At 45.7% G+C, this 26,688-nt stretch carries 29 protein-coding genes; 19 read left to right on the top strand and 10 right to left on the bottom strand.

Going from position 1 to position 26,688, the window contains the following annotated elements:
- Positions 1 to 42: 42 nt before the first annotated feature.
- The 3 genes from fbaA to epd all read right to left on the bottom strand — a co-directional run bounded on the left by fbaA (position 43) and on the right by epd (position 3,625).
- Entirely contained in the window at positions 43 to 1,119 is a 1,077-nt protein-coding gene (gene fbaA / locus IX91_RS01820; protein ID WP_004742531.1) for a class II fructose-bisphosphate aldolase, read from the bottom strand.
- A gap of 153 nt (positions 1,120 to 1,272) precedes the next feature.
- Entirely contained in the window at positions 1,273 to 2,433 is a 1,161-nt protein-coding gene (locus IX91_RS01815) for a phosphoglycerate kinase (RefSeq protein WP_004742530.1), read from the bottom strand.
- Positions 2,434 to 2,584: 151 nt separating this feature from the next.
- Positions 2,585 to 3,625, bottom strand: coding sequence for an erythrose-4-phosphate dehydrogenase (gene epd, locus IX91_RS01810; RefSeq protein WP_004742529.1), 1,041 nt, complete (start codon positions 3,623 to 3,625; stop codon positions 2,585 to 2,587).
- Between the two features lie 198 nt (positions 3,626 to 3,823).
- Here epd and IX91_RS01805 point away from each other — a divergent pair, with 198 nt between their 5' ends.
- Positions 3,824 to 4,060 (top strand): hypothetical protein, encoded by a 237-nt coding sequence (locus IX91_RS01805; RefSeq protein WP_004742528.1) that lies wholly within the window; start codon positions 3,824 to 3,826, stop codon positions 4,058 to 4,060.
- Positions 4,061 to 4,140: 80 nt separating this feature from the next.
- On the opposite strand, the gene tkt is transcribed toward IX91_RS01805, so the two are convergent.
- Positions 4,141 to 6,135 carry a transketolase gene (gene tkt / locus IX91_RS01800; RefSeq protein ID WP_004742527.1) on the bottom strand — a complete coding sequence of 665 codons (1,995 nt, stop codon included), beginning with the start codon at positions 6,133 to 6,135 and terminating at the stop codon, positions 4,141 to 4,143.
- A 322-nt stretch (positions 6,136 to 6,457) separates the two neighbouring features.
- Between tkt and metK the strand changes: the two genes are divergently transcribed.
- From metK to ruvX, 8 genes are all read left to right on the top strand, one after another.
- Positions 6,458 to 7,612, top strand: a complete 1,155-nt coding sequence (metK, locus tag IX91_RS01795; protein WP_004742526.1) for a methionine adenosyltransferase — start codon at positions 6,458 to 6,460, stop codon at positions 7,610 to 7,612.
- A gap of 271 nt (positions 7,613 to 7,883) precedes the next feature.
- Positions 7,884 to 8,681 carry a DUF2189 domain-containing protein gene (locus IX91_RS01790; RefSeq protein ID WP_004742525.1) on the top strand — a complete coding sequence of 266 codons (798 nt, stop codon included), beginning with the start codon at positions 7,884 to 7,886 and terminating at the stop codon, positions 8,679 to 8,681.
- 70 nt (positions 8,682 to 8,751) lie between these two features.
- Positions 8,752 to 9,249: a SprT family zinc-dependent metalloprotease gene (locus tag IX91_RS01785; RefSeq protein ID WP_004742524.1), complete on the top strand. Its 498-nt coding sequence runs from the start codon at positions 8,752 to 8,754 to the stop codon at positions 9,247 to 9,249.
- A 77-nt stretch (positions 9,250 to 9,326) separates the two neighbouring features.
- A complete protein-coding gene (locus tag IX91_RS01780) occupies positions 9,327 to 10,028 on the top strand; it encodes an endonuclease (protein WP_004742523.1) in 702 nt (233 codons plus the stop codon).
- Between the two features lie 117 nt (positions 10,029 to 10,145).
- Positions 10,146 to 10,877 carry a 16S rRNA (uracil(1498)-N(3))-methyltransferase gene (rsmE, locus tag IX91_RS01775; RefSeq protein WP_004742522.1) on the top strand — a complete coding sequence of 244 codons (732 nt, stop codon included), beginning with the start codon at positions 10,146 to 10,148 and terminating at the stop codon, positions 10,875 to 10,877.
- 13 nt (positions 10,878 to 10,890) lie between these two features.
- A complete protein-coding gene (gshB, locus tag IX91_RS01770) occupies positions 10,891 to 11,838 on the top strand; it encodes a glutathione synthase (RefSeq protein WP_004742521.1) in 948 nt (315 codons plus the stop codon).
- A gap of 52 nt (positions 11,839 to 11,890) precedes the next feature.
- A complete protein-coding gene (locus IX91_RS01765) occupies positions 11,891 to 12,454 on the top strand; it encodes a YqgE/AlgH family protein (RefSeq protein WP_004742520.1) in 564 nt (187 codons plus the stop codon).
- An 18-nt stretch (positions 12,455 to 12,472) separates the two neighbouring features.
- On the top strand, positions 12,473 to 12,898 hold the full coding sequence (ruvX, locus tag IX91_RS01760) for a Holliday junction resolvase RuvX (protein ID WP_004742519.1): 426 nt from the start codon (positions 12,473 to 12,475) through the stop codon (positions 12,896 to 12,898).
- 72 nt (positions 12,899 to 12,970) lie between these two features.
- Here the strand turns inward: ruvX and IX91_RS01755 are convergent, their stop codons facing one another.
- Both IX91_RS01755 and IX91_RS01750 read right to left on the bottom strand, forming a co-directional pair.
- Positions 12,971 to 13,756 (bottom strand): DUF4198 domain-containing protein, encoded by a 786-nt coding sequence (locus tag IX91_RS01755; RefSeq protein ID WP_004742518.1) that lies wholly within the window; start codon positions 13,754 to 13,756, stop codon positions 12,971 to 12,973.
- 25 nt (positions 13,757 to 13,781) lie between these two features.
- Positions 13,782 to 14,093 carry a hypothetical protein gene (locus tag IX91_RS01750; protein ID WP_004742517.1) on the bottom strand — a complete coding sequence of 104 codons (312 nt, stop codon included), beginning with the start codon at positions 14,091 to 14,093 and terminating at the stop codon, positions 13,782 to 13,784.
- 219 nt (positions 14,094 to 14,312) lie between these two features.
- On the opposite strand from IX91_RS01750, the gene IX91_RS01745 reads away from it, so the two are divergent.
- From IX91_RS01745 to IX91_RS25690, 3 genes are read left to right on the top strand one after another with little or no spacing between them, the layout of a single operon-like run.
- Complete coding sequence (locus IX91_RS01745; protein WP_004742516.1) at positions 14,313 to 14,543, top strand: FeoA family protein; 231 nt, start codon at positions 14,313 to 14,315, stop codon at positions 14,541 to 14,543.
- A gap of 23 nt (positions 14,544 to 14,566) precedes the next feature.
- Positions 14,567 to 17,068 (top strand): ferrous iron transport protein B, encoded by a 2,502-nt coding sequence (gene feoB / locus IX91_RS01740; RefSeq protein ID WP_004742515.1) that lies wholly within the window; start codon positions 14,567 to 14,569, stop codon positions 17,066 to 17,068.
- Positions 17,069 to 17,070: 2 nt separating this feature from the next.
- Positions 17,071 to 17,226: a FeoB-associated Cys-rich membrane protein gene (locus IX91_RS25690; protein WP_004742514.1), complete on the top strand. Its 156-nt coding sequence runs from the start codon at positions 17,071 to 17,073 to the stop codon at positions 17,224 to 17,226.
- 88 nt (positions 17,227 to 17,314) lie between these two features.
- Here the strand turns inward: IX91_RS25690 and IX91_RS01735 are convergent, their stop codons facing one another.
- Both IX91_RS01735 and IX91_RS01730 read right to left on the bottom strand, forming a co-directional pair.
- On the bottom strand, positions 17,315 to 18,421 hold the full coding sequence (locus IX91_RS01735) for a PilT/PilU family type 4a pilus ATPase (protein ID WP_004742513.1): 1,107 nt from the start codon (positions 18,419 to 18,421) through the stop codon (positions 17,315 to 17,317).
- A gap of 10 nt (positions 18,422 to 18,431) precedes the next feature.
- On the bottom strand, positions 18,432 to 19,469 hold the full coding sequence (locus IX91_RS01730; protein WP_004742512.1) for a type IV pilus twitching motility protein PilT: 1,038 nt from the start codon (positions 19,467 to 19,469) through the stop codon (positions 18,432 to 18,434).
- A gap of 25 nt (positions 19,470 to 19,494) precedes the next feature.
- Here IX91_RS01730 and IX91_RS01725 point away from each other — a divergent pair, with 25 nt between their 5' ends.
- From IX91_RS01725 to hemW, 7 genes are read left to right on the top strand one after another with little or no spacing between them, the layout of a single operon-like run.
- The gene (locus tag IX91_RS01725) at positions 19,495 to 20,211 is read left to right on the top strand and encodes a YggS family pyridoxal phosphate-dependent enzyme (protein WP_004742511.1); all 717 of its coding nucleotides are present in this window, start codon (positions 19,495 to 19,497) and stop codon (positions 20,209 to 20,211) included.
- Between the two features lie 25 nt (positions 20,212 to 20,236).
- Positions 20,237 to 21,055 carry a pyrroline-5-carboxylate reductase gene (gene proC, locus IX91_RS01720; RefSeq protein ID WP_004742510.1) on the top strand — a complete coding sequence of 273 codons (819 nt, stop codon included), beginning with the start codon at positions 20,237 to 20,239 and terminating at the stop codon, positions 21,053 to 21,055.
- A gap of 39 nt (positions 21,056 to 21,094) precedes the next feature.
- Entirely contained in the window at positions 21,095 to 21,652 is a 558-nt protein-coding gene (locus IX91_RS01715) for a YggT family protein (protein ID WP_004742509.1), read from the top strand.
- Positions 21,652 to 21,942: a DUF167 family protein YggU gene (gene yggU / locus IX91_RS01710; RefSeq protein ID WP_004742508.1), complete on the top strand. Its 291-nt coding sequence runs from the start codon at positions 21,652 to 21,654 to the stop codon at positions 21,940 to 21,942. Before IX91_RS01715 ends, yggU begins: the two co-directional genes overlap by 1 nt.
- Before the next feature lie 53 nt (positions 21,943 to 21,995).
- Positions 21,996 to 22,427, top strand: a complete 432-nt coding sequence (locus IX91_RS01705) for a DUF4426 domain-containing protein (protein WP_004742507.1) — start codon at positions 21,996 to 21,998, stop codon at positions 22,425 to 22,427.
- A gap of 55 nt (positions 22,428 to 22,482) precedes the next feature.
- Positions 22,483 to 23,088, top strand: coding sequence for an XTP/dITP diphosphatase (locus tag IX91_RS01700; RefSeq protein WP_004742506.1), 606 nt, complete (start codon positions 22,483 to 22,485; stop codon positions 23,086 to 23,088).
- Between the two features lie 18 nt (positions 23,089 to 23,106).
- A complete protein-coding gene (gene hemW / locus IX91_RS01695) occupies positions 23,107 to 24,282 on the top strand; it encodes a radical SAM family heme chaperone HemW (protein ID WP_004742505.1) in 1,176 nt (391 codons plus the stop codon).
- A 257-nt stretch (positions 24,283 to 24,539) separates the two neighbouring features.
- Here hemW and glsB read toward each other — a convergent pair whose 3' ends face one another.
- Together glsB and trmB are read right to left on the bottom strand one after the other, a co-directional pair.
- Entirely contained in the window at positions 24,540 to 25,460 is a 921-nt protein-coding gene (gene glsB, locus IX91_RS01690) for a glutaminase B (RefSeq protein ID WP_004742504.1), read from the bottom strand.
- Positions 25,461 to 25,594: 134 nt separating this feature from the next.
- Positions 25,595 to 26,314 carry a tRNA (guanosine(46)-N7)-methyltransferase TrmB gene (gene trmB, locus IX91_RS01685; protein WP_004742503.1) on the bottom strand — a complete coding sequence of 240 codons (720 nt, stop codon included), beginning with the start codon at positions 26,312 to 26,314 and terminating at the stop codon, positions 25,595 to 25,597.
- Between the last annotated feature and the right edge of the window lie 374 nt (positions 26,315 to 26,688).

Here is a 26,688-nt window from a genome sequence, read left to right as displayed (position 1 = left end):
GCTCAAGGTGAGCGGTTTTTCATTTAACTTAGTAAAGACGAATTATAGTACGTCTACTGCGTTAAGGTCAGCGAATGCTTTCTCAAGACGAGCAACCATAGAAGCTTGACCAGCACGTAGCCATACGCGTGGATCGTAGTACTTCTTGTTTGGCGCATCTTCACCAGTTGGGTTACCGATTTGACCTTGTAGGTAATCGCGGTTTTCCGCTTCGTATGCACGGATACCATCCCATGTAGCCCACTGTGTATCAGTATCGATGTTCATTTTGATAACACCGTAGCCGATAGACTCTTGGATCTCAGCTTCAGTAGAACCAGAACCACCGTGGAATACGAAGTTTAGAGCGTTAGGTGCGATACCGAACTTCTCTGCACAGTATGCTTGAGAGTCACGTAGGATAGTTGGAGTTAGTACAACGTTACCTGGCTTGTATACACCGTGTACGTTACCGAAAGAAGCTGCGATAGTGAAACGGTGTGAAACAGCGTTTAGTTTCTCGTACGCGTATGCAACGTCTTCTGGAGAAGTGTATAGCTCAGATGCGTCCATGTGAGAGTTATCTACGCCGTCTTCTTCACCACCAGTACAACCAAGTTCGATCTCGATTGTCATGTTCATTTTAGCCATGCGCTCTAGGTACTTAGCACATGTTTCGATGTTCTCTTCTAGAGACTCTTCAGAAAGGTCTAGCATGTGAGAAGAGAATAGAGGCTTACCAGTTTGAGCGAAGAACTCTTCACCTGCGTCTAGTAGACCGTCGATCCAAGGAAGAAGTTTCTTAGCAGCATGGTCAGTGTGTAGGATTACTGGCACACCGTAAGCTTCAGCTACAGCGTGAACGTATTTAGCACCAGCTACAGCACCAAGGATTTGAGCACCTTGACCTTCAAGTTTAACGCCTTTACCAGCGAAGAAAGCTGCACCGCCGTTAGAGAACTGAACAACAACTGGAGCTTTAACTTTAGCAGCTGCTTCTAGTACTGCGTTTACAGAGTCAGTACCTACTACGTTTACTGCAGGTAGAGCGAAGTTGTTTTCCTTAGCAACTTCAAAAACTTTCTGTACGTCGTCGCCAGAGATAACACCTGGTTTTACGAAATCGAAGATCTTAGACATGGATTTAATCCTATTTATCTGTCGTTTTAAAAATAAAACTTGTTAAGTTTAAATTCTTGCAAACGTTTGCTCACAACTCGCGCTATTCTAGCAAAAAAGTGTGATGTGCAGCAAACAAGAAAGCGGGAGATTAACTCCCCCGCTTTCACTTAATTACTTAGCGCGCTCTTCAAGCATCGCAACTGCTGGTAGTACTTTACCTTCAACGAATTCAAGGAATGCACCACCACCTGTAGAGATGTAAGAAACGTCAGCTTTAATACCGAACTTGTCGATAGCCGCTAGCGTGTCACCACCACCTGCTACAGAGAAACCTGCAGACTGAGCGATTGCTTCAGAGATACCTTTAGTACCTGCTTCGAAGTTCTTGAATTCAAATACGCCTACAGGACCGTTCCAAAGGATAGTTTTTGCGTTGCCGATGATATCAGCTAGAGCCGCTGTTGATTCTGGACCTAGGTCGAAGATCATGTCGTCGTCAGCTACTTCTGAAACGTGCTTGATTTCAGCTTCTGCGTTTTCATCGAATGCTTTCGCACATGCAACGTCAGTCGCTACTGGGATAGAACACTCTTTCATTAGCTTTTGAGCTGTTTCAACTAGGTCTGCTTCGTATAGAGACTTACCTACGTTGTGGCCATCAGCTGCGATGAACGTGTTTGCGATACCACCACCAACAACAAGTTGGTCAGCAACTTTAGATAGAGATTCTAGAACTGTTAGCTTAGTAGAAACTTTAGAACCACCAACGATAGCAACAAGTGGACGCTCTGGGTTGTCCATTGCTTTACCTAGTGCTTCCAGTTCAGCAGCAAGTAGAGGACCAGCACACGCTACAGGTGCATTCATGCCAACACCGTGAGTAGATGCTTGTGCACGGTGAGCAGTACCGAATGCATCCATTACAAAGATGTCACATAGGGCAGCGTATTTCTTAGATAGCTCTTCTTCGTTCTTCTTTTCGCCTTTATTGAAGCGAACGTTCTCAAGAACAACTAGCTCACCAGTGTTTAGCTCTAGGCCTTCTAGGTAGTCTTTAGCTAGCTTAACTTCGCAATCTAGTGCGTCGTTTAGGTAGTTAACAACAGGTTGTAGAGAGAACTCTTCTGCGTATTCACCTTCAGTCGGACGACCTAGGTGAGAAGTAACCATAACTTTCGCGCCTGCTTCTAGACAGTGCTTGATTGTTGGTAGAGATGCTAGAATACGTGCATCAGAAGTCACTTTGCCTTCTTTTACTGGTACGTTTAGGTCCGCACGGATAAATACACGTTTACCTGCTAGATCCAGGTCAGTCATCTTGATTACAGACATGATGTGTCCTCTCAAATTTTCAATAAGTAAAGTTTTCAGTAGCCCGGCAACCCTGCCAGACCTATTAATTCTTCAAACGCTGTTGGTATAGTGGAGATGCTCAATATTTATTTCAAGGGTTAAAATAAATATTTCTCCATTAAAAGAGTGGTTATTTCGCACTCTGCATTGCGAGCGCTGTATCCAACATACGGTTCGCAAAGCCCCATTCGTTATCGCACCAAACGAGCATTTTTACTAAGTGCCCATTACTCACTCGTGTCTGTGTACCATCGACAATCGCGCTATGGGGATCATGATTAAAGTCGATCGAAACGAGCGGCGCTTCAGTATAGTCAACAATGCCCTGTAATGTACACTGAGATGCGTTAACAATGGTTTGATTTACGTCATTAACTTTCACATTTGTATTAATTGTGACACTTAAATCCATTGCTGTGACGTTTACCGTCGGAACTCTTACAGAAATCGCTTCAAACTTGTTGGAAAATTTCGGGAAGATTCTTTCAATACCTTTATGCAACTTGGTGTCCACAGGAATGATCGACTGACTCGCTGCACGGGTACGTCTTAGGTCCGAATGGTAGGCGTCTATGACTTGCTGGTCGTTCATAGAAGAGTGGATAGTAGTGATAGTGCCAGATTCAATTTCAAACGCATCATCAAGCGCTTTAATGATCGGCACAATACAATTGGTGGTACAAGAGCCATTGGAAACCACATTGTGTTCCGCTTTGAGCGTTTCGTGATTAACACCATAGATGATGGTGTTATCAAGGTCGCAGGCACCAGGATGCGAGAACAGGACTTTCTTGGCTCCTGCTTTGATATGCTCCTGACCATCCGCTTGAGTGCCAAATACACCTGTGCAGTCGAGAACTAAATCCACTTCGAGATCACGCCAAGGCAGTAGCTCAATATCATTAAGATGAAGGATACGGATGGAATCAAACTCACCAGTGCCTTGATGAGGAGTATCATGGTGGATATAGATGTGCTCTTGATCGTTGGTCACTTTTCTACCAAAACGACCATGACTAGTATCATATTGAAGTAGATGGGCCATCGCATCCGGTTGCGCCAGTTCATTCACCGCCACTACCTTTATTTGTTGGTTTTTGCCACTTTCATATACCGCTCGCAAAACATTACGGCCAATACGTCCAAACCCGTTGATCGCAACTTTCAGCATAACTCCATCGCCCTACATCATTTTCGTGTCACAAATACTACCCGATAGTAGGCCAAAGCGCATTAAGTTAGTGATGTGTGCCGAACAATTGAAACTGTATAACTTGAATAATAAGCCAGCAATATAGATAGTCGCTGTGTGAGGTTGTTTTCCTTATGGCTGTTTCTTATCTAGTTTCATCAACCAAAGGAAATGACTATGTCTGGGTACCCAGCCACTCACTTTTGTAAACAGTGCGAACAAGAAGCACCCCATAGTGAAGTGCTTGTAAGAAAGACCAGCAGCTACGACACGGACACTTCTTTGTTAGGTAGAGTCAAACTGATGGCTCATGCCTTTATTAATGGCGGTCACTACTATGACATGGACAGATATGTCACGTGTAAAGTCTGCGGCCACAAAGAGAAGGATAACTGGGGTAACGAGTTTGAGTAGTCGCTACTTGACCTCAGATTGAACGCATAAAAAAACCGAGCCACTAGGCTCGGTTTTCTACTTCATGACTTCAGCAAATCTTATGCTAGTAGCTCTTTTGCTGTGTTTACTACGTTTTCTGTAGTGAAACCGAACATCTTGAATAGCTCACCTGCTGGTGCAGATTCACCAAATGTTGTCATACCGATGATACGACCGTCGAAGCCAACGTACTTGTACCAGAAGTCAGCGATGCCAGCTTCTACAGCGATACGAGCTGTAACGTCAGATGGAAGTACAGATTCACGGTACTCAGCGTCTTGCTTGTCGAATGCGTCAGTAGCAGGCATAGATACTACACGTACCTTCTTACCTTCAGCCGTTAGTTGCGCTGCTGCTTCTACTGCTAGCTCAACCTCAGAACCTGTAGCGATAAGGATTAGCTCTGGCTTGCCTTCACAATCTTTTAGGATGTAACCACCGCGAGCGATGTTTGCAACCTGCTCTTCGTTACGCTCTTGCTGTGCAAGGTTTTGACGAGAGAAGATCAGAGATGTTGGACCGTCTTTACGCTCGATAGCCAGTTTCCAAGCGACTGCAGATTCCACTTGGTCACATGGACGCCATGTGCTCATGTTTGGCGTTAGACGCAGAGAAGCCATTTGCTCAACCGGTTGGTGAGTTGGGCCATCTTCACCAAGACCGATAGAGTCGTGCGTGTAAACTTGGATGTTCTGAACTTTCATCAGAGCCGCCATACGCATCGCGTTACGTGCGTACTCCATGAACATTAGGAACGTTGCGCCGTATGGTACGAAACCACCATGTAGTGCAATACCGTTCATGATCGCTGTCATACCGAATTCACGTACACCGTAGTGGATGTAGTTACCTGACGCATCTTCAGCAGACACAGATTTAGAACCAGACCACATAGTTAGGTTAGAAGGGGCAAGGTCAGCAGAGCCGCCTAGGAATTCAGGTAGCATAGCACCGAACGCTTCTAGTGCGTTTTGCGACGCTTTACGTGATGCGATGTTGGCAGGGTTAGCCTGAAGATCAGCAATGATTGCATTGGCTTTCTCTTCCCACTCGGCAGGTAGTTCACCGTTTAGGCGACGTTTAAGCTCAGCCGCTTCAGCTGGGTAAGCTGCTGCGTATGCATCAAACTTAGTGTTCCACGCTGCTTCCTTAGCTGCGCCTGCTTCTTTCGCATCCCACTCTGCGTATACGTCAGCAGGGATTTCGAATGGACCGTGTTCCCAGCCAAGTTCTTTGCGAGTTGCTGCAATTTCTTCAGCGCCTAGCGGAGCACCGTGACAGTCGTGTGAACCAGACTTGTTAGGTGAACCAAAACCGATGATCGTCTTAGTACAGATTAGAGTTGGGCGTGGGTCAGCTTTCGCTGCAACAATAGCTGCATTGATCGCTTCTGGATCGTGACCGTCTACTGCAGGGATTACGTGCCAGCCGTATGCTTCAAAACGCTTAGGTGTGTCGTCAGAGAACCAACCTTCTACTTCACCGTCGATAGAGATGCCGTTGTCATCCCAGAACGCGATCAGTTTGCCCAGACCTAGTGTACCTGCTAGAGAACATGCTTCGTGCGAGATACCTTCCATCAGACAGCCGTCACCCATGAATGCATAGGTGAAGTGATCAACGATATCGTGGTCTTCTTTGTTGAACTGTGCTGCAAGTGTCTTCTCAGCTAGCGCCATACCAACAGCGTTAGTGATACCTTGACCTAGAGGACCCGTTGTAGTTTCAACGCCTGGTGCATAACCATACTCTGGGTGACCTGGAGTCTTAGAGTGTAGCTGACGGAAGTTTTTCAAATCGTCAATTGATAACTCATAGCCAGAAAGGTGTAGCAAAGAGTAAATCAGCATAGAGCCGTGGCCGTTTGATAAAACGAAACGGTCGCGGTCAGCCCACTCAGGGTTAGACGGGTTGTGATTTAGGTGAGAACGCCAAAGAACTTCAGCGATATCAGCCATACCCATAGGTGCACCTGGGTGACCAGAGTTAGCTTGTTGAACTCCATCCATGCTTAGAGCACGAATTGCGTTAGCGAGATGTTGACGAGAAGACATGTCAGCTCCTGAATGCATTAAGCGAATCAAATATAAAATGAGCGATAATTCTCTCAAAGCACCACCAGCACTGCAATCGTTTTCCAAGACAAAAGCTCACAAATTTCCTCGCTTTCGCAACATATCGATAAAAGTTACTAATATTTCGACCGATTAACGCAAACGTTTGGTTTTAGTAAATAACAAAAAAGAGCTTGTAATCCGAGCATTCAAAACTAAAATAGACGTCTAGATGTAGATACACCTACAGATATCAGTATTATTTATTAGTGCTCCCCCTTTGATAACGGAGCGCTCTCTAAAAATTTAAAGTGGAGCTCACATGGCTAAGCACCTGTTTACTTCTGAGTCTGTTTCAGAAGGTCATCCAGATAAAATTGCAGACCAAATTTCTGATGCAGTCCTTGATGCGATTCTAGAGCAAGACCCAAAGGCACGTGTTGCTTGTGAAACTTACGTAAAGACCGGCATGGTGATGGTTGGTGGTGAAATCACGACTTCAGCATGGGTAGATATCGAAGAGCTAACTCGCCAGACAGTGCGTGAAATTGGTTATGTTCACTCTGACATGGGTTTCGATGCTGACTCTTGTGCGGTTCTAAACACTATCGGTAAGCAATCACCTGACATCAACCAAGGCGTTGATAAAGCAGACCCTAAAGAGCAAGGCGCTGGTGACCAAGGGATCATGTTCGGTTATGCGACCAACGAAACTGACATTCTAATGCCAGCTCCAATTACTTACTCTCACCTTCTTGTTCAAAAGCAAGCTGAAGTACGTAAAAACGGTACACTGCCATGGTTACGCCCTGACGCTAAGTCTCAGGTAACTTTCCAGTACGACCAAGGTAAGATCGTTGGTATTGATGCAGTTGTTCTTTCTACTCAGCACTGTGATTCAATCTCGACGCCTGACCTACGTGAAGCAGTAATGGAAGAGATCATCAAACCTGTACTGCCTTCTGAGTGGATCAATAAAGAGACTAACTTCTTCATCAACCCAACCGGCCGTTTTGTAATCGGTGGTCCTATGGGTGACTGTGGTCTAACTGGTCGTAAGATCATCGTTGATACCTACGGTGGTGCGGCTCGTCACGGTGGTGGTGCTTTCTCTGGTAAAGATCCATCAAAAGTTGACCGTTCTGCAGCATACGCAGCACGCTACGTTGCGAAAAACATCGTTGCTGCTGGTCTAGCAGATCGTTGTGAAATCCAACTTTCTTACGCGATCGGTGTTGCTGATCCAACGTCTATCATGGTTGAGACGTTTGGTACTGAGAAAGTATCTCACGACATCATCATCGAAGCAGTTCGTCAAAACTTCGACCTTCGCCCATACGGTCTGCAAGAGATGCTGAACCTACTTCAGCCTATCTACAAGAAGACTGCGGCATACGGCCACTTCGGTCGCGAAGAGTTCCCATGGGAAGCGACAGATAAAGCAGCTCTACTGCGCGAGTTCGCTGGTCTGAAGTAATCTTTGATTACACTATAAAAATATTAAGAACGTCTGGATTACCAGACGTTCTTTTTTTATGCGCAAAAAAACATCAAGAAATTTGTATTTTTTTGCCATGCGGTCAATAGTTAAAAATATGTTAACGAACAAATCGCACAGCGATCTTGCTTCGTAAACTGTTTAACTGATGCGCCGCTTACATTATTAGAGGTCGCCAAGCCGGGCATCGAGTTTCGTTCACTGTCGCTCAAGAGCGCAGTGTAGGTAGAGAATCGATCAAGGAGGATATATGCCTCGTACGGTGAATCCACACGACTTCGATGACAAGAACAAAGAAGTCAAAGACTCAGAATACGCCCGCACGATTCCGTGTAATCAGGTCAGTATTTCTGCCCCATTCCATTGGCTTGCCCTCGGTCTGCATGACTTTGTCCGTATGCCACTTATCAGCGCCTTTTACGGTTTGTGCTTTATGGCCGCCGCAATAGGTATTGTTTTACTTGTCCAATGGCAGGGCACGCACTTAGTCGTGATGCCAAGTCTCGTTGTCTATATGCTTATTGGTCCTTTCTTAGCGCTTGGTCTTTATGATGCGAGCTGGGAAAGAGAAAAAGGCCATAGTGCAAGCCTACTTCACTCAATGAAAGCGATTGGTCGTAACTCATCTTCTCAATGGGCATTCGCCGTCTTACTGGCGGTATGTATGATCTTCTGGATGAGAATAGCAGCACTTCTACACGCTCTATATCCATCCGTCCAGGGCGCACCGCTAACGGAGTTTCTGCCTTTCTTAGTCATAGGCTCGCTGGTCGGTTTCGTTCTAGCATGTGTCGTATTCAGTATCTCAGCGTTTTCCATTCCATTAATGATGGAACGTCGTGTTGATATGATGACTGCGGTTTTCTCAAGCTTCAATGCAGTGAAATCGAATATTCCAGCCATGATTGTGTGGGCTGCCCTCATTTGTGGCGGTATTCTCGTCGGCTTTGCGACCTACGGAATCGGAATGCTGTTTACCATGCCAATTCTTGGTTATGGTACTTGGCATGCTTATCACGAAACGATCAAGAAAAAGCATCACCCATAAGTCGCGCTCTACACTGAACCAGTATATGATTCGCCTCTAACTATAGAGGCGTTTTTATTTGGAGTGTGCGTTGGACTTGGAACTTGAATACCGAGCAAAAAAGGTCATGGCTGACTGCATCCAGACCGCATCACATACCTTTAAGCGCTCTTTTCCTCTCCCGCAGTTAAACTTCAATCTACGCGGCAAAGCGGCGGGTAAAGCCTACTTGCAACTGAATGAGATTCGCCTCAACCCAGTCTTGTTCACAGAGAATCAGCAGGCATTTTTAGCGGAAGTTATTCCTCATGAAGTCGCTCATCTGATTACCTACCAAGTCTATGGCCGCGTTCGACCACATGGTAAAGAATGGCAAGGAGTCATGGAATCAGTATTTAACGTGCCAGCCCGCACCACCCACAGCTTCGAAACAACGTCAGTGCAAGGGAAAACCTTTGAGTACTACTGTGGCTGTAGCACTTATCCGTTATCCATTCGCCGCCATAATAAAGTATTACGTTATCAAGCAAGCTACCGTTGCCAGCAGTGTCAGCAACCACTTAGTTTTACAGGTAAGCAACTGTCATAATTAAGTAGAGCATCATCAATTTATAGCTAGATTTGCGTGTTAAACTGTAGTTATTACTACTTTTCTAACACTCAATCATGAACAAATCTCTGTGGTTATCTGCTATCGGCTTGTTGTGTGCTGCTGTTGTACATGCTGCGCCCCCTTCATCTTTCTCTAAGGCAAAAAAAGAAGCGGTAAAGATATACGCTGACCATCCCACCAGTTTTTATTGCGGCTGCAATATTTCATGGCAAGGTCGCAAAGGAATACCTGACTTAGAATCATGTGGCTATCAGGTTCGTAAACAGCAAAAACGAGCATCGCGCATCGAATGGGAACATGTTGTTCCAGCCTGGCAGTTTGGTCACCAACGTCAATGTTGGCAAAATGGTGGACGTAAAAACTGTACTAAGAATGATAAAGCCTTCCGTATGATGGAAGCTGACTTACACAACCTGACTCCTGCGATTGGTGAAGTTAACGGTGACCGTTCTAACTATAACTTCAGTCAGTGGAATGGCATCGATGGCGTAAGCTATGGTCGTTGTGAAATGCAGGTCAACTTTAAGCATCGTAAGGTGATGCCACCAGATCGCGCTAAGGGTTCCATTGCCCGTACTTATCTGTACATGAGCCAAGAGTATGGCTTTCGCCTCTCTAAGCAGCAAACACAGTTAATGAATGCGTGGAATAAACAATTCCCTGTCGACCATTGGGAATGCGAACGTGAGCAGCGCATCTTCAAGGTTCAAGGCAATCACAACCCATTTGTGCATCAAGCTTGCCAAGCGTTATAAGTTAGCTCAAAAGAGTTTCTGGTAATTAATTGGAAACTCTTTCTAACCCTTGTTTTTTAAACCCAAAGCATCCATGTTAGAGAGAACTTCAAATCTCTTGTTGGAAATCGAGACACCATGCGAATCCCACGAATTTACCACCCAGAAGCCATTTCTCAGTTAGGCTCTTTGATGCTCAGTGATGACGCTGCTGGCCATATCGGCCGCGTGCTGCGCATGAAGGAAGGACAAGATATTTTACTGTTTGATGGTAGTGGGGCTGAGTTTCCAGCAACCATTGCGAATGTGTCGAAGAAATCAGTAGAAGTCGACGTCACGGAGCGTATCGAACGCAGCTCTGAATCACCGCTCGACCTACATCTTGGTCAAGTCATTTCACGTGGTGATAAAATGGAGTTCACCATTCAAAAATCTGTTGAGCTGGGTGTAAACACCATTACTCCCCTCATATCAGAGCGTTGTGGCGTTAAGCTTGATCAAAAGCGTTTTGAAAAAAAACTCGCGCAATGGCAAAAAATTGCTATTAGTGCTTGCGAGCAATGCGGACGTAACACCGTACCTGAAATTCGCCCAATTATGCAGCTTGAAGAGTGGTGTGCTGAAGAGTATGACGGCTTGAAACTCAACCTTCATCCTCGCGCAAAATACTCAATCAATACCCTACCTGCACCTGTTGAAAAAGTGCGTCTGTTGATTGGTCCTGAAGGTGGGCTATCCGCAGAAGAAATCGGTATGACTGAAGAATACAAATTTGAAGAGACGCTGCTTGGTCCGCGCGTATTACGTACAGAAACAGCGGCTCTCACTGCAATTACAGCCTTGCAAGTTCGTTTCGGCGATCTTGGTTAAACGGAGAAAATACATGATCAAATTAGGTATCGTAATGGACCCAATCTCGTCCATTAACATCAAAAAAGACTCTAGCTTTGCCATGATGCTTGAAGCGCAGCGCCGCGGCTACGAAATTCACTACATGGAAATGCACGACCTACATCTAGATCAAGGTGTAGCCATTGCAGATACCAAAGTTGTTGAACTAAAAGAAGATCCAAACGCTTGGTATGAGTTCAAGTCGGAGCAAACTATTGAACTGTCTGAGTTAGATGCCGTATTGATGCGTAAAGATCCTCCGTTTGATACTGAGTACATCTACGCGACATACATTCTAGAGCGCGCTGAAGAGCAAGGCACATTGATCGTCAACAAGCCGCAAAGCCTACGTGACTGTAATGAAAAGTTATTCACGGCTTGGTTCCCTGACCTCACTCCGACCACGATTGTGACGCGTAAAGCAGATAAGATTAAAGCTTTCCGTGAAGAGCATGGTGATGTGATCCTAAAACCTCTTGATGGCATGGGTGGCGCTTCGATCTTCCGCGTTAAAGAAAACGATCCTAACGTTTCGGTGATCATTGAAACCTTGACCAATCATAGTCAAAACTACGCAATGGCGCAGACTTTCGTTCCTGATATCAGCAATGGCGACAAACGAATTCTTGTCGTTGACGGCGAACCAATGCCTTACTGTTTGGCGCGAATTCCAGCCAAAGGCGAGACTCGCGGTAACTTAGCGGCAGGTGGCACAGGTGAAGCTCGACCACTTAGTGAGACAGATAAAAAGATCGCTGAGGCTGTAGCGCCTACACTTAAAGAAAAAGGACTGATCTTTGTTGGTCTCGACGTTATTGGTGACAAGCTGACAGAAATCAATGTAACAAGCCCAACATGTATTCGTGAAATCGAGGCTGCATTCGATGTGTCAATTACAGGCAAGCTAATGGATGCCATTGAGCGCCGCTTAAAAGCCTAATCATATTTGGGCAACGCTATTGGTTGCCCTTCTTTTGTAAGTGGGAGTCTTTATGAATTTAACCAACCATTTTTTAGTGGCAATGCCGGGGATGAAAGATCCCTACTTCCAGCGCAGTGTTATCTATGTGTGCGAGCACAATGAAGATGGCGCGATGGGTTTAATGATTAATGCTCCTATCGATATCACCATCGGTAAAATGTTGGAACGAGTCGATGTAGAGCCCTCTCACCCTAAGCTTGTGACCGAGAGTTTAGACAAGCCAGTGCTTAACGGCGGCCCTGTCTCTGAAGATCGCGGGTTCATTCTTCATCAGCCTAAAGATGAATATGAATCAAGCATCAAGATGACGGATAACATATCTGTCACCACCTCTAAAGATATTCTTGGCGTACTTGGGACAGAGGCTGAGCCAAACCACTATATCGTCGCTTTAGGTTATTCAGGTTGGGAAGCAGGTCAGCTAGAAATCGAGCTCTCTGAAAACTCTTGGTTAACCGTAGAAGCGGATCCTAACGTGATGTTCGATACACCAATCAATGAACGCTGGCAGAAAGCAGTACAAATGCTTGGTATTGACGTCTCGCAGCTCTCAAGTGATATCGGCCACGCATAACAAAAAAGATACCTGTTTATGTCTAAAACAATTATGGCCTTTGATTTCGGCACTAAAAGCATTGGTAGTGCGATTGGGCAAGAGATCACAGGCACAGCTTCACCACTAAAAGCATTTAAAGCCAATGATGGCATTCCAAACTGGGATGATATTGAGAAACAGATTAAAGAGTGGCAACCCAATTTACTGGTTGTTGGCTTACCTACCGATCTGTATGGCAAAGATTTAGAAACCATTACGCCAAGAGCAAAAAAGTTCGCCAACCGCCTGCATGGACGATTTGGTCTGCCTGTTGAACTCCATGATGAAAGACTTTCTACCATGGAAGCACGTGCCGATCTGTTCGAGATGGGCGGCTATAAAGCCTTGAGCAAAGGCAATGTCGATTGCCAATCTGCGGTAGTCATTTTAGAAAGTTGGTTTGAAGCCCAATGGGGTGAATAACTACTTACACTTAGCTGAGACTAAACGACAAAAGCTGGCACAAGTGCCAGCTTTGTTTTTACATCGAGTGGTTTATAGGTCTTGCGCCTCAATCCAAAGTACTGCGTCTTGCGACAGCTCTTTACCTTTAAACTCGGTATCTGGACCAGAACCTAGACAAGCGAAGCCCCACTTGCCAGCTGTTGGGATGCCGAAAGTGAACATACCGTTGTCGTCTGTAATCGCAACGATAGCAGAAGCTGGAGTCGCACGGTGAGTGTCTTTACCAAACGCATTGGCTTTAGTATCGATATCAGTGTTTAGGAATTCAATCTCACACTCAACGCCAGCTGCTGGCTTACCCTCAGATAGAAGTTGACCAGTGAATGTGCTGCCTGCAAACACTTGGTAAGGCTTGTTCTTAGGGACGATTTCTGTCTTAAGACCTAGAGGCTCTTCCCAACCTGTTGGCATTGCACCTTTGTTGATGTAGCGTTTAGTGATCTGTTGGATATAAATGTCTTCGCCACCTTCATAATAAGGCGCTGGTACTAGACCAAAGATGTAATCGCCGTTGCGACGGATTTTGTAGTCTACCTTGTACGCATCTGCTTTGTTATCGTGACCAGCCCAAGAGATTTTCTTCAAATCTTTTAGAAGATCTGTCTTTTCACCTTTGAAGCTTACAAAAAACTCTTCTGGTTGACCCATGTCCATCACGTGACCATTTTCCATCGGGTGACCAAACACAAGTTTCATGTCGACAGTCGCTGGTTTTTCAAGCTGAGAAGTTGGTGTATACATCAATTGAAAGTGTGCTTGAGAAACTGCGGATATAGAGAGTGCTGCCATACCAACAGCTAAAGATAGCTTTTTCATTTTTTATTTCCCTAAATACAAATAACTATTCAACAATATCTTTGCCATCGACTTCGATGGAATGTCCTGGACCTGCATTAAACAGAACTTTATAAGCACCTTGTGGCTTATTAAATTCAATTTCACCGTCTTCGTTTATTTCACTTTTAATTAGCTCTGTACCTGAGCCATCCACGACTAAAATTTCTACGCCAGCGGCTGATGAACCATCAGAGAAACCACCTTCACAAAGAATGGTGTTATCACCAAAGTCATAACAGGAAAATAGAGGGGTATGGGCAAACGCCAAGCTAGGTAAAGCGGCGCTAGCCAATAACAACAGGGTTGATTTTTTCATTGCTAATTCCATTTTGAGCTTACGCAAATAGACAGATATTGAGACTTGCTCTCAATTTGATGAAGGGAAGACTAACGATCTATTTATTTAAATGAAAGTGAGAATGATTCTTAACTACACCTTCATTGATTTAAATCATATTTAGTGGAGTTATTTTTGATTTAACAAAACGGATATTGATTACAATCTTGAGACGAAAAACAACTCGGTGTGTTCTTTATGGAAACCACTCTAAGCCAATTACCAATTAAGGCGCATGCGACTATCACAGCTCACATGTCTGATGGCGCGATTCGCCAACGCTTACTGGATTTGGGACTTATTCCACAGACCAAGATTGAATTTGTACGCAAGGCACCACTAGGGGACCCACTTGAGTTTCGCGTCGGTGCCACCAGCGTCGTGATCAGAACAACAGAAGCAGACACTGTAATCGTGCGTTTAGATTAAGCGCAGGCAGTGAGGACAGAGTAATGCAACGGACAAAAGTACTATTAGCTGGTCAACAAAATGCCGGCAAATCGACCATTTTTAACATGCTGACAGGGGCAAGACAGCACGTAGCCAACTACCCCGGTGTGACTGTAGACAAGAAAACCGGCTACTTCTCTAACGATAACGCCGCTTATCAGCTCATCGACTTACCAGGCACCTATAGCTTAAGCTGCTTTTCACTTGAGGAAAGGGTCGCTCGCGACGCATTACGAAACGAAGCGGCAGATGTGGTCTTGAATGTTGTTGATTCCGCCAACCTTAATCGCTCTTTGCATCTCACCATGCAGTTACTTGAGATGGAGCTCCCACTCGCCCTCGCTCTCAACATGATGGATGTCGCACAAGCCGAAGGAATTACTATCGACTCACATTCTTTAAGTCAGGAACTCGGAGTCCCTGTCGTTGAATGTATAGGGCGAAAAGGTAAAGGGGTAGAAGGCATCACGACTGCGTTAGTAGAGGCCCAAATTGGCTCAACACCTGTTGAATATCCTCTCTTAGAGCCAGAACTCACCTCTTTCACCCAGTGGATAGATTTCTATATTGAGCCACAGACCTACAGTACCCGCTGGCTTGCTCTACGATTACTTGAACGTGATAGCCACATAGGAAAGTGGTTAGAAGATTTGATGCCCGAGCCACAGCTTAAACAGCTAAGTGCTAGAGTCGAACAGCACTTAGACAAAATTACACAGACATTGAGTGGAACCGTCAGCGATTATATCGTCGCTCAGCGCCATCAGCGTGTATCAACAATTATTGAGCGCTGCACAACTCAATCCCAACACCAAAGCAACCAGCTTTCACTCACCGACAAAATCGATAAAGTAGTCCTGAATAAGTTCGGCGCCCCACTGTTCTTAATTGCCACTGTATTCATCATTTACCAGAGCTCTATCGTCTACGGCTATGAACTGACCAATTATTGGTGGCCTTACCTTGCTGCATTTCGTGAGTTGGTGGCAAGCTTACTTCCCGAAGCGGGCTTCTTGCACGATCCTTATGTTCGCTCACTAGGGCTGTGGATCATCGATTCAGCCAACACTCTACTCAACTACATCCCGATCTTTTTGATCCTTTTTGCCCTAATCGCAATATTGGAAGACTCGGGGTATATGGCTCGAATCGCGTTTATTTCTGACCGAGTTTTGAACCGATTTGGCCTTCATGGGCAAAGCACTCTTCCGATGATTTTAGCCGGCGTATTTGCCGGAGGGTGCGCAGTACCCGGCGTTATGGCAACCAAAGGGATACCGGATAACCGAGCCCGTATCGCGACCATCTTAACGGTTCCTTATATGAACTGTTTGGCTAAAGTTCCCCTGTATACACTACTGCTCGGTATTTTCTTTGTTGAAGATAAGTCATTGATGACATTTTATATTTCAACCATTTCCATTATCGCTGCGCTGCTAGTGGCAAAACTGCTAACTCAATCGGTACTGCGTCGTACCGAGCAAGCGCCCTTTGTCATGGAACTGCCACGCTACAACCTGCCAACAGCTCGCAGTGTCGTGACTCGGGCGATGGAGCGAACTTGGATGTACGTTCGCAAAGTCGGGACCATAGTGCTTGCGGTTTCAACCGTCATCTTCGTTCTGCTCCAGTTCCCAGGGGTTCCACAGCAAGAGCTCAATGACTACCAACTACGCGCAGAAAAAGCAGTAGCTCAATTCCAAAAAGCAGCCAACAAAACACAATATGCTGATGCTTTTGACCAACATACTTTGACGGATCTGGTCAACTTCTACACCGACTATCGTCAAGCGAAACTGAATGCCAAAGGCGCACAAGCCTCACAGAAGGTAAATGCCGATTTTCAAGCTCGCAATGAGCTCTACTTTGCGATTACTGCTCGTAAGGGTGATAAAGATGCCAAGAAGCTTAACAAACCACTGCGCAAGCTTGCTTCCGAACGTAAGAAAATTCGTCGCGAAATGAAAGAGCGACGCTTAGAAGCTTCCTTACTGGGTAGTTTTGGTCGCTCCATTGAACCTGTGACGCAATTTGCTGGTTTTGATTGGAAAATCAACGTCGCGCTGTTCTCTTCCTTTGCAGCGCGCGAAAGTAGTGTCGCAACCTTAGGGGTGCTGTTTCAACCAGAAGAGGGCAGTAATCAAAAGCTTGAGCAACGAATGGCAGAATCAGATGAACTGGCGAGCCATGGTGAGGTTGCGGCAGTGGCACTTATTCTGTTCTTCATTCTTTACCCGCCTTGCCTAGCGACCGTGATGATGATTAAGGTCCAAACCGGTCAGTATAAATGGCTGTTGCTATCGATCTTCTTACCCACTTTACTAGGTTTTACAGTCGCAACAGCGGTGTACACCATTGGGACTCATTTTGCACTCAGTGGCATTCAAGTCATGTCGCTGACTTACTTCTCCGCTCTATTGGCATTGCTCATCGTAGGTTTACGCGATAGTGCGCAACAGAAAAAGCAGGGTAAGCCGATCCCAATTCAGATGATTGAGAAATAGCCATGTATCAACAAAACGTAGAAATGTGGGACATCCTGACCCTAGTGGTCGTTGTCGCCATCGCCGTGGGTTACCTCTACTTCCGTTTAGTGAAAAAGAAAGGCAGTTGTGGCAATGGATGTGGCGGTGACTGCGCCTCTCAAACTAAAAAGAAGTAACAACTTAAACGAGAAAACCCAGCCAGTACGGCTGGGTTTCATTTTAATATCACAGAGTTAAAAATAGTAATCGCTAGAGGCTAGAAGACTAGTCCATATCAATCTTCACGCCACTGAGTGATCCTGAGCTAGATACATCACCACGTTGTGTTTTAAGCATTAGGCGTAAATCATTAGCTGAATCTGCACTGTGCATGGCATCTTCTTCACTGATCTTGTCTTCCACTACTAGTTGATAAAGCGCCTGATCAAAAGTTTGCATGCCAACCTCTTTCGATTTAGCCATGGTCGCTTTAAGCTCATGCAGATCGCCGCGGCGAATCAGATCCGACACACGTGGGCTGTTGAGTAAAACTTCAAACACGCCGTGCCGACCTTGACCATTTTTATCTCGAATAAGTTGCTGACCTATCACACCACGTAGGTTCATCGATAAATCAAATAGGAACTGTTCTTTTTGTTCCTTAGGCACCAAATGAAGGATCCGCTCTAACGCTTGGTTAGCATTGTTTGCATGAAGGGTCGCCATACACAGATGCCCAGTTTCAGCAAAGGTCATTGCGTATTCCATCGTCTCACGTGTACGAATCTCACCTATTAAGATCATATCTGGAGCTTGGCGCAGTGAGTTCTTCAACGCCACTTCATAGCTTTCGGTATCTAACCCCACTTCACGTTGCGTAACAATACAACGCTGATGCTCATGAACAAACTCTATCGGGTCTTCAACAGTTAAAATATGCCCTGTCCGCTGGCTATTACGAAACCCTGTCATTGCAGCCATGGTCGTCGACTTACCCGATCCCGTCGCTCCAACCACCAGCACCAAACCCCGTTTCGCAATCGATAAGTCTTGCAAAACATCTGGTAACTTAAGCTCATCAAAGGTAGGAATCTTGGTTTCAATTCGGCGAATCACCGCCCCAGGCAATTCGCGCTGATAAAATGCAGAGACACGGAATCGACCAAAGTGACGCACAATGGCAAAGTTCGCTTCCTTGCTCGAATGAAACTCGTGTTGGCGATCATGATCCATAATCCCATCCAACAAAGAGCTCACAACAGCGTGCGATAGTTTGTCCCCGTGTGCACGCAACTCTCCATCGACACGGTAAAGAATTGGCGCATCAACTGTAATGTAAAGATCAGACGCATTCTGGTCGATCATCTGTTGCAAAAAAACATCAATATCCATAACTCTTTCCCTAGAACATTGAAGTTTCAAGTTCGATCTTCTTCGCTACTTCATCTTGATCAACAAGACCTTGTGCGATCAACTGCTTGGCATTTTGCTCCATGGTTTGCATGCCATGTGCAGCACCGGTTTGAATCACAGAAAACATCTGAGCAACCTTGTCTTCACGGATCAAGTTACGGATCGCCGGTGTCGCCATCATGATCTCATGACAAGCGGTACGGCCACCGCCAATACGCTTCAGCAACTTTTGTGCAATGACTGCGCGTAATGACTCAGAGAGCATAGAGCGAACCATGTCCTTATCACTCCCCGGGAAAACATCGATAATACGGTCGATGGTTTTTGCCGCTGAACTGGTATGCAAAGTCCCAAACACCAAGTGCCCGGTTTCTGCTGCTGTCAGTGCTAGGCTGATTGTCTCTTGGTCACGCAATTCACCCACTAAGATCACGTCTGGGTCTTCACGCAGTGCACTGCGCAGCGCATTATTAAAACTATGCGTATCTCGGTGGACTTCGCGTTGGTTGATTAAGCACTTATTATTGCTATGAACAAATTCAATTGGGTCTTCAATCGTCAGAATATGCTTATTGTGGTTGCGGTTGATATGGTCAACCATCGCCGCCAAAGTAGTGGACTTACCCGAGCCTGTAGGGCCCGTCACCAGTACCAAGCCTTTTTCCATATTGGAGATGCTTTCGAAGATTTGCGGGGCTGACAATTGCTCTAAGGTTGGGATCTCGGTCGGAATGGTACGAAATACCGCCGCGCAACCACGCGCTTGGTTAAATGCATTAACACGGAAACGACCAACATTCGGCAACTCAAAAGAAAAGTCGACTTCAAGGCGCTCTTCAAATTCACTGCGTTGACCATCATTCATAATTTCGAATACTAAACGATGCACATCTGCATGGCTAAAAGCAGGCACGCCAAGCTTTCTTACTTCACCATCTATCCGTACCATTGGAGATACTCCGGCAGAAAGATGTAGATCTGAAGCATTATGCTTTACACTAAAATCCAGTAATTCGGCGATATCCATTTAAAATCCTTAAGTAAAATCTGCTATGACTAGTATTCAACAAAACATTGAACAGATCACCTCACAGATTGAGGGCGCACAACAAAAGTGTGGACGCGGTCGAGACACAGTGCAACTTCTGGCAGTAAGTAAAACTAAGCCAGTCGAGGCAATTTTAGAGGCAGCTCAAGCCGGGCAAGTCTCTTTTGGCGAGAACTATGTGCAGGAAGGCGCAAACAAAGTCGAGTATTTTGCCGAGCACCATCCACAGTTAGAGCTTGAGTGGCACTTTATCGGTCCAATCCAGTCGAATAAATCACGCCATGTTGCTGAGAACTTTGCTTGGGTTCATACCGTTGATAGAGCCAAGATTGCTAAGCGCCTCAACGAACAGCGACCTGATGATATGGCACCAATACAAGTGCTAATCCAGGTCAACACCAGCGGCGAAGATTCGAAATCAGGCATCAATGATGATGAAATCTTTGAGCTAGCAGAGTTGATTTCTAGCCTGCCCAACCTCACTTTAAGAGGATTGATGTCAATTCCGGCTAACGTCTCAGACTATGCCTCACAGCTAGACGCCTTTACTCAACTAGCTCAACTAAAAGATAAGCTTGCGCAGCGTTTTCCAGAGCAAAACATCGATACCTTATCAATGGGTATGAGCGGCGATATGCAAGCAGCAATTGAAGCTGGCAGCACTATGGTACGTATCGGCACAGCGATATTTGGCGCACGAGATTACAGTAATAAAGCGTAAGCGGTTCACAAGGAATACAACAGTAATGGAACATAAGAAAATTGCCTTTATCGGCGCAGGAAACATGGTAAAAGCCATAGTGTCGGGCTTAGTGGCTGATGGTTATCCAGCGGAGCTAATTACAGCGACTGCGCCATCAGAGACGCGCCGAGTGCCTTTAGAGCTAGAGTTTGGTATTCGTACCACCGATGACAACCTTCAAGCGGCGCAGCAAGCGGACGTTGTCGTACTGTCGGTAAAACCTCAAATGATGGAAGAAGTGTGTAAACCACTGCAAGACATCGATTGGTCACAAAAACTGGTGATTTCCATTGCTGCTGGAATTCAAAGTGCACGCTTTGACCAAATGCTTGATTGTGAACTTAACCTTGTACGCGTCATGCCGAACACGCCTTCGCAACTCGGGCTAGGTATGAGTGGCCTTTATGCGCCAGAAAAGGTATCGCAGCAAGATAAAACCTTCGCCGCCGCGCTGATGGAATCATGCGGCAAAGTATGCTGGGTTGAACAAGAATCTGGCATCAACAACATTATTGCGGCGGCTGGCAGCGCACCTGCGTATTTCTTCTTATTTATGGAAGCGATGCAAGCTGAAGCCATCGCTCAAGGTTTTGATAAACAAACGGCTCGCTTGCTGGTACAACAATCGGCTCTTGGCGCTGCTAGCATGGTTGAAGGTAATCCCGATACTGAACTTTCAACCCTGCGTGAGAACGTGACTTCAAAAGGTGGCACCACCGCAGAAGCGCTGCGAACATTCAACCAACATCAACTTTCAGATATAGTAGCCAAAGCGATGCAAGCCGCGGTTTCACGCGCTGAAGAGATGGAAAAATTATTTTAAATGACCAGAGCAATAGTCTCTAGACAATAAGGGTAACCTATGAATTCAATGAGTTTTCTGATTTCCACCCTGTTTGATCTCTACATCATGGTGGTGATCTTACGTATTTGGTTACAAGCTGCCCGTGCAGACTTCTATAACCCGTTTTCGCAATTTATCGTCAAGGCTACTCAACCAGTGATTGCACCGCTGCGTCGTGTAATCCCTTCTGTCGGCAGCCTTGATTTAGCGACTCTGCTATTTGCCTATGTGCTTTGTGTGCTTAAATTTGTCGCGCTTATTCTAGTCGCTTCAAATGGCTCCGTTTCATTCAGTGCTGACTTCCTATTCTTAGGTCTATTGTCATTGGCTAAAGCAGCAGGCGGCTTATTGTTCTGGGTGCTATTAATCCGCGCAATTCTAAGCTGGGTGAGCCAAGGCCGAAGCCCAATTGAGTATGTTTTCCATCAACTAACAGAGCCTATGCTAGCGCCGATTCGTCGTATTATTCCTGCGATGGGTGGCTTTGACCTAAGCGTACTGGTTTTATTTATTGCGCTACAGTTTGCCAATTTCTTGATGGGTGATCTGATCGGCCCAATCTGGTTCCAACTATAATGTCACAAGCAGCTTGGTTTGATGGTGAAGACCTTGTTATTCGGCTCTATATTCAGCCGAAAGCAAGTCGAGATAAGATTGTAGGTCAACACGGCGAGGAACTGAAAATAGCGATTACAGCGCCTCCTGTCGATGGTAAAGCCAACGCTCACCTGAGTAAGTATCTCGCCAAGCAATTTAAGGTGGCAAAGGGATTAATAACAATAGAAAAAGGCGAGCTGGGCAGACATAAACAAGTCCGAATCAGCTCTCCATCCCAAATACCTAACGAGATAGAAGCCATCCTATGATGGCTTTTTATTTGTGTTCATGTAGAGCACACGCCCAATACAAAGGAAGCATTATGAAACAATGGATCACTCTTATTCTTGCTACAGCCCTAGCCCTACCTGCATGGGCAGGTCAGTTTAAAACCATCAAAGATGTTGAAGTGCATTATTCAGCCTTTAACTCAACGTTTTTAACCCCTCAAGTCGCACGCAGCTATAAACTCAAGCGTAACGGTTACTCAGCTATTCTCAATATAAGCGTGTTAGATAACTCTCAAGTGGGCAAACCTGCGATCACCGCAGAGCTTTCTGGCAGCGCAAAAAACCTGATTGGTCAAACGCGTGAACTCAGCTTCCGCGAAGTGAAAGAAGGCAGTGCTATTTACTATCTTGCTGAGTTTCCAATCTCAGACGAAGAGCAACTAACTTTCAACATTGACGTTAGCGCTGGTAATAAAGGCGCAGGGGCATTAAAGTTCACCCAAAAATTTTATGTCGAAGAATAGAAGTCGACAGTCGACAGTCGACAGTCGACAGTCGAGAAATAGATAAGGCGATACGATGAAAAGCAATAAGATTGTTCTAGCGACCGGTAACCAAGGCAAAGTGCGCGAAATGGCAGATTTACTGTCTGACTTTGGTTTTGATGTTGTTGCTCAAAGCGAGTTCAATGTGTCTGAAGTAGCAGAGACCGGAACAACATTCATTGAAAACGCTATCATCAAAGCGCGTCATGCAGCTAAAGAAGCGGGACTTGCCGCTATCGCCGATGATTCAGGTCTTGAAGTCGACTTTCTAAAAGGTGCGCCAGGTATCTACTCGGCTCGTTATGCAGGCGAAGACGCAAGCGATCAGCAGAATCTAGAAAAACTGCTAGAAGCCATGAAAGATGTCCCTGAAGAACAACGCACTGCTCGCTTTCACTGCGTGCTAGTACTGATGCGTCATGAAAACGATCCAACCCCGATCGTCTGTCATGGCAAATGGGAAGGCCGCATCTTAACTAAAGCACATGGCGAGAATGGCTTTGGCTACGACCCTATATTCTTTGTCCCTGAAGATAATTGCGCTTCAGCAGAGCTAGAACCTGCACGTAAAAAGCAGCTTTCGCACCGCGGCAAAGCATTGAAACAGCTTTTTGCGACACTATCTGAGCAAGCGGTCTAGGTCATCTTTTTCACCACTATGAATCAGTTAATTCCACCAGCTCTGAGCCTTTATGTACACATCCCGTGGTGTGTACAAAAGTGCCCTTATTGCGACTTTAACTCGCACGCGCTTAAAGCGGATATTCCAGAGCAAGAGTATATTGCTGCCCTGCTACAAGATTTAGATGCAGATATTGAGCGCTACCAGATTGCAGACAATCAGCGCCAACTGCACTCGATTTTTATAGGTGGCGGAACGCCAAGTCTGATTTCGGCCCAAGGGATCGCAGACTTGTTGCAAGGTATCGAGGCGCGAATCCCATTCAAGTCAGACATCGAAATCACAATGGAAGCCAACCCCGGAACCATAGAAGCGGAACGTTTTGCTGGTTACCAAAAAGCGGGAGTGACTCGAATATCCGTGGGTGTACAAAGTTTTGAGCAGCAGAAACTAGAAAGGCTTGGCCGTATTCACGGTCAAGATGAAGCGGTGAATGCTGCTAAGCTTGCCCATAAGATTGGCCTCAACAGCTTTAACCTCGATCTGATGCATGGCCTACCGGATCAGTCTGTTGATCAAGCACTTAGCGATCTTGAAAAGGCGATCGAGCTCGCTCCCCCACACTTATCTTGGTATCAGTTGACGATCGAGCCAAACACCATGTTCTACTACAAGCAGCCAACTTTGCCTAACGACGATGATTTGTGGGATATCTTTGAGTTAGGGCATAAAAAGTTAGCTGACGCAGGCTATGTGCAGTACGAGATATCTGGCTACAGCAAGCCCGGTTATCAATGTCAGCATAATCTCAACTACTGGCGCTTTGGTGACTACCTCGGGATTGGCTGCGGCTCACACGGTAAAATAAGCTTTGCGGATGGTCGCATTGTACGTACCACCAAGATTAAGCACCCTAAAGGCTATCTTGCCGCTTACGATAATATGGTTAAGCCTTATCTCAACAGCGAGCAAGAAGTCGCTGTTGAAGACCGTCCTTTCGAGTTCTTTATGAACCGCTTCCGCCTGATAGAAGCGTGCCCTAAACAAGACTTCTTAGATACGACAGGGCTTGGCTTTGCAGCCATTCAAGAGACCATAGATTGGGCTATTGAGATGGGCTACATCGACGAGAGCGACACTCACTGGCAAATCACCGAGAAAGGCAAACTGTTCCTCAACGACTTACTAGAAGCCTTTATGGTGGAAGAGTAGAGCGTTAATGGGAAGCGGGAGGAAGGAACGAACTTCGTCCTATGGAGGGCTAGAGAGCTAGAGAGCTAGAGAGCTAGAGAGCTAGAGAGCTAGAGAGCTAGAGAATCTTGAAGGACTGGCGCATTGCTTCAATCCTTTTTTCATTTTGGATAACTGGATAACTGACGTTGAGCCACACTTCAGTAGAGAATCAACATAGCTATCTAGCAGGGCGAAGCCCGACCCAGTTCTCTAGCAGCGAAGCGCACCATACTTCTCTAAAAAATCGAGCGCCCAATACGTTCTGCTAACAGTTCTAGCGCTTTGGTTCCTGCTAAAGAGTTACCTGATGGATCCAGTTCTGGTGACCAAACAGCAATCGTCATTTCACCCGGTACAACGGCCATAATACCACCACCGACACCCGACTTTCCTGGCATACCCACTCGGTAGGCAAACTCACCGGCACCATCGTATAGACCACAGGTCGCGAGCAAAGCATTAAGCTGCTTGGTTTGCGTTGGTGTAATCACAGGCTTTCCGGTTTGAACTGAAGTTCCTTTGTTAGCAAGGTAGCTAAAAGTTTTTGCCAGATCGACACAGCTCATCTTGAGTGCACACGCGTGGAAATAGTTGTTTAGTACAGGAATGACTTCATTTTCAAAGTTACCAAACGATCGCATTAAGTAGGCAATTGCCGCATTGCGATCACTGTGCATCATCTCTGAAGCAGCCACAATCTTGTCGTAACAGATATGAGTATCACCAGACAACTGGCGAACAAACTCCAATAAACGCTGGCGAGGAGCCGACAAGCGACTATTAAGCAAATCCGCCACAACAATGGCTCCGGCATTGATAAACGGGTTGCGCGGAATACCCTGCTCCATTTCAAGCTGAATAAGAGAGTTAAATGCTTGCCCTGAAGGCTCTTTACCAACACGAGCCCAAATCTCTTCAGGTTTATACAAGCACATCGCTAGCGTCAGGCTGAGCGCTTTGGAGATTGATTGAATAGAAAATGCTTCATCAGCATCGCCCGCTTTGATTACTTCACCTTGATTGGTAAAAACAGCAATACCAAACTTTGAAGCTGGGACTTTCGCCAAGGCAGGAATGTAGTTAGCAACCTTACCTTGACCGATAAGTGGACGAACCTCTTCTAGAATCTCTTGTAATATTTGTTGTGTCGGTTTCATCAGCAACCTTAAAAATCAATCAGTTATTATTATTTTCTTGTAGGGTCAAAAAAGCCAACATAGGCATGTTGGCTTTAAAATTCTATTCGATGCATGCTCTCATGTTCAGAAAGCGGTCATTGCATTCGTTTTGGTTATTTTACGCGCTTAAACTTAATATCCCAAACGCCGTGACCTAAACGGTGACCACGTGCTTCAAATTTTGTTAGCGGGCGCTCATCTGGACGAGGTACAAAATCGCCTTGTTCAGCAATATTTTCGTAACCCAGCGCTTCGTTCATCACTTCAATCATATGCTCTGCGTAGTTCTCCCAGTCTGTTGCCATATGGAAGATACCTTCACCTTCGATAAGCTTTTGGCGAACCATCTCAGCAAAGTCTAACTGAACGATACGACGCTTGTGGTGACGCTTTTTATGCCATGGGTCTGGGAAGAATAGCTGTAGAGTCGCTAAGCTGCTGTCAGGAATCATGTTAGCGAAAACTTCTACCGCATCGTGACACATTACGCGCAGGTTAGTAATGCCTGCATCACGCGCATCTGAAAGACATGCACCAACGCCTGGGCTGTGCACTTCAATACCGATGAAGTTCTTCTCAGGAGCGTTTTTCGCCATTTCTACTAGCGATGCGCCCATGCCAAAACCAATTTCTAGAACGACAGGGTTGTCATTACCAAACACTTCTTTCCAATCAAGAAGCTGTTCTTGGTAATCAATACCCATAGTCGGCCAGCACTCATTCATCGCGTTTTCTTGACCCTTGGTCAAACGACCTTCGCGTCGAACAAAGCTGCGAACTTTGCGTATCAGTTTACCGTCTTCGTTATACTCGTTAGTGGTCACTTCACTCATGATTTTGCCTGTTTAAAAATTGGTCTCGCCTCAAAGGGATTGTGATTATCCAAAGAATTGCTATCGGTGCAAGTTTTTTAGCGAATTTCAGCTTTGTTCGCTTATATCCTTACTCTTTATCGGTTGTACTTTACCCATGTTATATGGTGCAATTTTGCCTAATCTAGGGTCTGTTGACCTTTTGAGCTGATTTTTGCAGCAGTTTGTGGGTTCTTTATGCAAGGCAGAGGCTTTGAATTGTAGTTGCCCTACCCGATAAGCCGATAACGCAGCAGAAGGGAGCCACAAACGCTGCCCGAAGGGTTCGGCTAAAAGCGTTTTACTCTTTGTTGAGAGGTATTTGCTTAGAATGACTAAGCGACAAACCTCTCGCC

It is taken from the genome of Vibrio tubiashii ATCC 19109 (assembly GCF_000772105.1).
GTDB classification, from domain to species: domain Bacteria; phylum Pseudomonadota; class Gammaproteobacteria; order Enterobacterales; family Vibrionaceae; genus Vibrio; species Vibrio tubiashii.
This window is presented reverse-complemented; position numbering and strand designations above follow the sequence as displayed.

Coding starts and splice junctions, on each gene's coding strand:
- fbaA (WP_004742531.1), bottom strand. CDS start 1,119: ATGTCTAAGATCTTCGATTTCGTAAAACCAGGTGTTATCTCTGGCGAC.
- IX91_RS01815 (WP_004742530.1), bottom strand. CDS start 2,433: ATGTCTGTAATCAAGATGACTGACCTGGATCTAGCAGGTAAACGTGTA.
- epd (WP_004742529.1), bottom strand. CDS start 3,625: ATGCTGAAAGTTGCGATCAACGGGTTTGGACGTATTGGCCGTAATGTT.
- IX91_RS01805 (WP_004742528.1), top strand. CDS start 3,824: ATGTCTGGGTACCCAGCCACTCACTTTTGTAAACAGTGCGAACAAGAA.
- tkt (WP_004742527.1), bottom strand. CDS start 6,135: ATGTCTTCTCGTCAACATCTCGCTAACGCAATTCGTGCTCTAAGCATG.
- metK (WP_004742526.1), top strand. CDS start 6,458: ATGGCTAAGCACCTGTTTACTTCTGAGTCTGTTTCAGAAGGTCATCCA.
- IX91_RS01790 (WP_004742525.1), top strand. CDS start 7,884: ATGCCTCGTACGGTGAATCCACACGACTTCGATGACAAGAACAAAGAA.
- IX91_RS01780 (WP_004742523.1), top strand. CDS start 9,327: ATGAACAAATCTCTGTGGTTATCTGCTATCGGCTTGTTGTGTGCTGCT.
- rsmE (WP_004742522.1), top strand. CDS start 10,146: ATGCGAATCCCACGAATTTACCACCCAGAAGCCATTTCTCAGTTAGGC.
- gshB (WP_004742521.1), top strand. CDS start 10,891: ATGATCAAATTAGGTATCGTAATGGACCCAATCTCGTCCATTAACATC.
- IX91_RS01765 (WP_004742520.1), top strand. CDS start 11,891: ATGAATTTAACCAACCATTTTTTAGTGGCAATGCCGGGGATGAAAGAT.
- ruvX (WP_004742519.1), top strand. CDS start 12,473: ATGTCTAAAACAATTATGGCCTTTGATTTCGGCACTAAAAGCATTGGT.
- IX91_RS01755 (WP_004742518.1), bottom strand. CDS start 13,756: ATGAAAAAGCTATCTTTAGCTGTTGGTATGGCAGCACTCTCTATATCC.
- IX91_RS01750 (WP_004742517.1), bottom strand. CDS start 14,093: ATGAAAAAATCAACCCTGTTGTTATTGGCTAGCGCCGCTTTACCTAGC.
- IX91_RS01745 (WP_004742516.1), top strand. CDS start 14,313: ATGGAAACCACTCTAAGCCAATTACCAATTAAGGCGCATGCGACTATC.
- feoB (WP_004742515.1), top strand. CDS start 14,567: ATGCAACGGACAAAAGTACTATTAGCTGGTCAACAAAATGCCGGCAAA.
- IX91_RS25690 (WP_004742514.1), top strand. CDS start 17,071: ATGTATCAACAAAACGTAGAAATGTGGGACATCCTGACCCTAGTGGTC.
- IX91_RS01735 (WP_004742513.1), bottom strand. CDS start 18,421: ATGGATATTGATGTTTTTTTGCAACAGATGATCGACCAGAATGCGTCT.
- IX91_RS01730 (WP_004742512.1), bottom strand. CDS start 19,469: ATGGATATCGCCGAATTACTGGATTTTAGTGTAAAGCATAATGCTTCA.
- IX91_RS01725 (WP_004742511.1), top strand. CDS start 19,495: ATGACTAGTATTCAACAAAACATTGAACAGATCACCTCACAGATTGAG.
- proC (WP_004742510.1), top strand. CDS start 20,237: ATGGAACATAAGAAAATTGCCTTTATCGGCGCAGGAAACATGGTAAAA.
- IX91_RS01715 (WP_004742509.1), top strand. CDS start 21,095: ATGAATTCAATGAGTTTTCTGATTTCCACCCTGTTTGATCTCTACATC.
- yggU (WP_004742508.1), top strand. CDS start 21,652: ATGTCACAAGCAGCTTGGTTTGATGGTGAAGACCTTGTTATTCGGCTC.
- IX91_RS01705 (WP_004742507.1), top strand. CDS start 21,996: ATGAAACAATGGATCACTCTTATTCTTGCTACAGCCCTAGCCCTACCT.
- IX91_RS01700 (WP_004742506.1), top strand. CDS start 22,483: ATGAAAAGCAATAAGATTGTTCTAGCGACCGGTAACCAAGGCAAAGTG.
- hemW (WP_004742505.1), top strand. CDS start 23,107: ATGAATCAGTTAATTCCACCAGCTCTGAGCCTTTATGTACACATCCCG.
- glsB (WP_004742504.1), bottom strand. CDS start 25,460: ATGAAACCGACACAACAAATATTACAAGAGATTCTAGAAGAGGTTCGT.
- trmB (WP_004742503.1), bottom strand. CDS start 26,314: ATGAGTGAAGTGACCACTAACGAGTATAACGAAGACGGTAAACTGATA.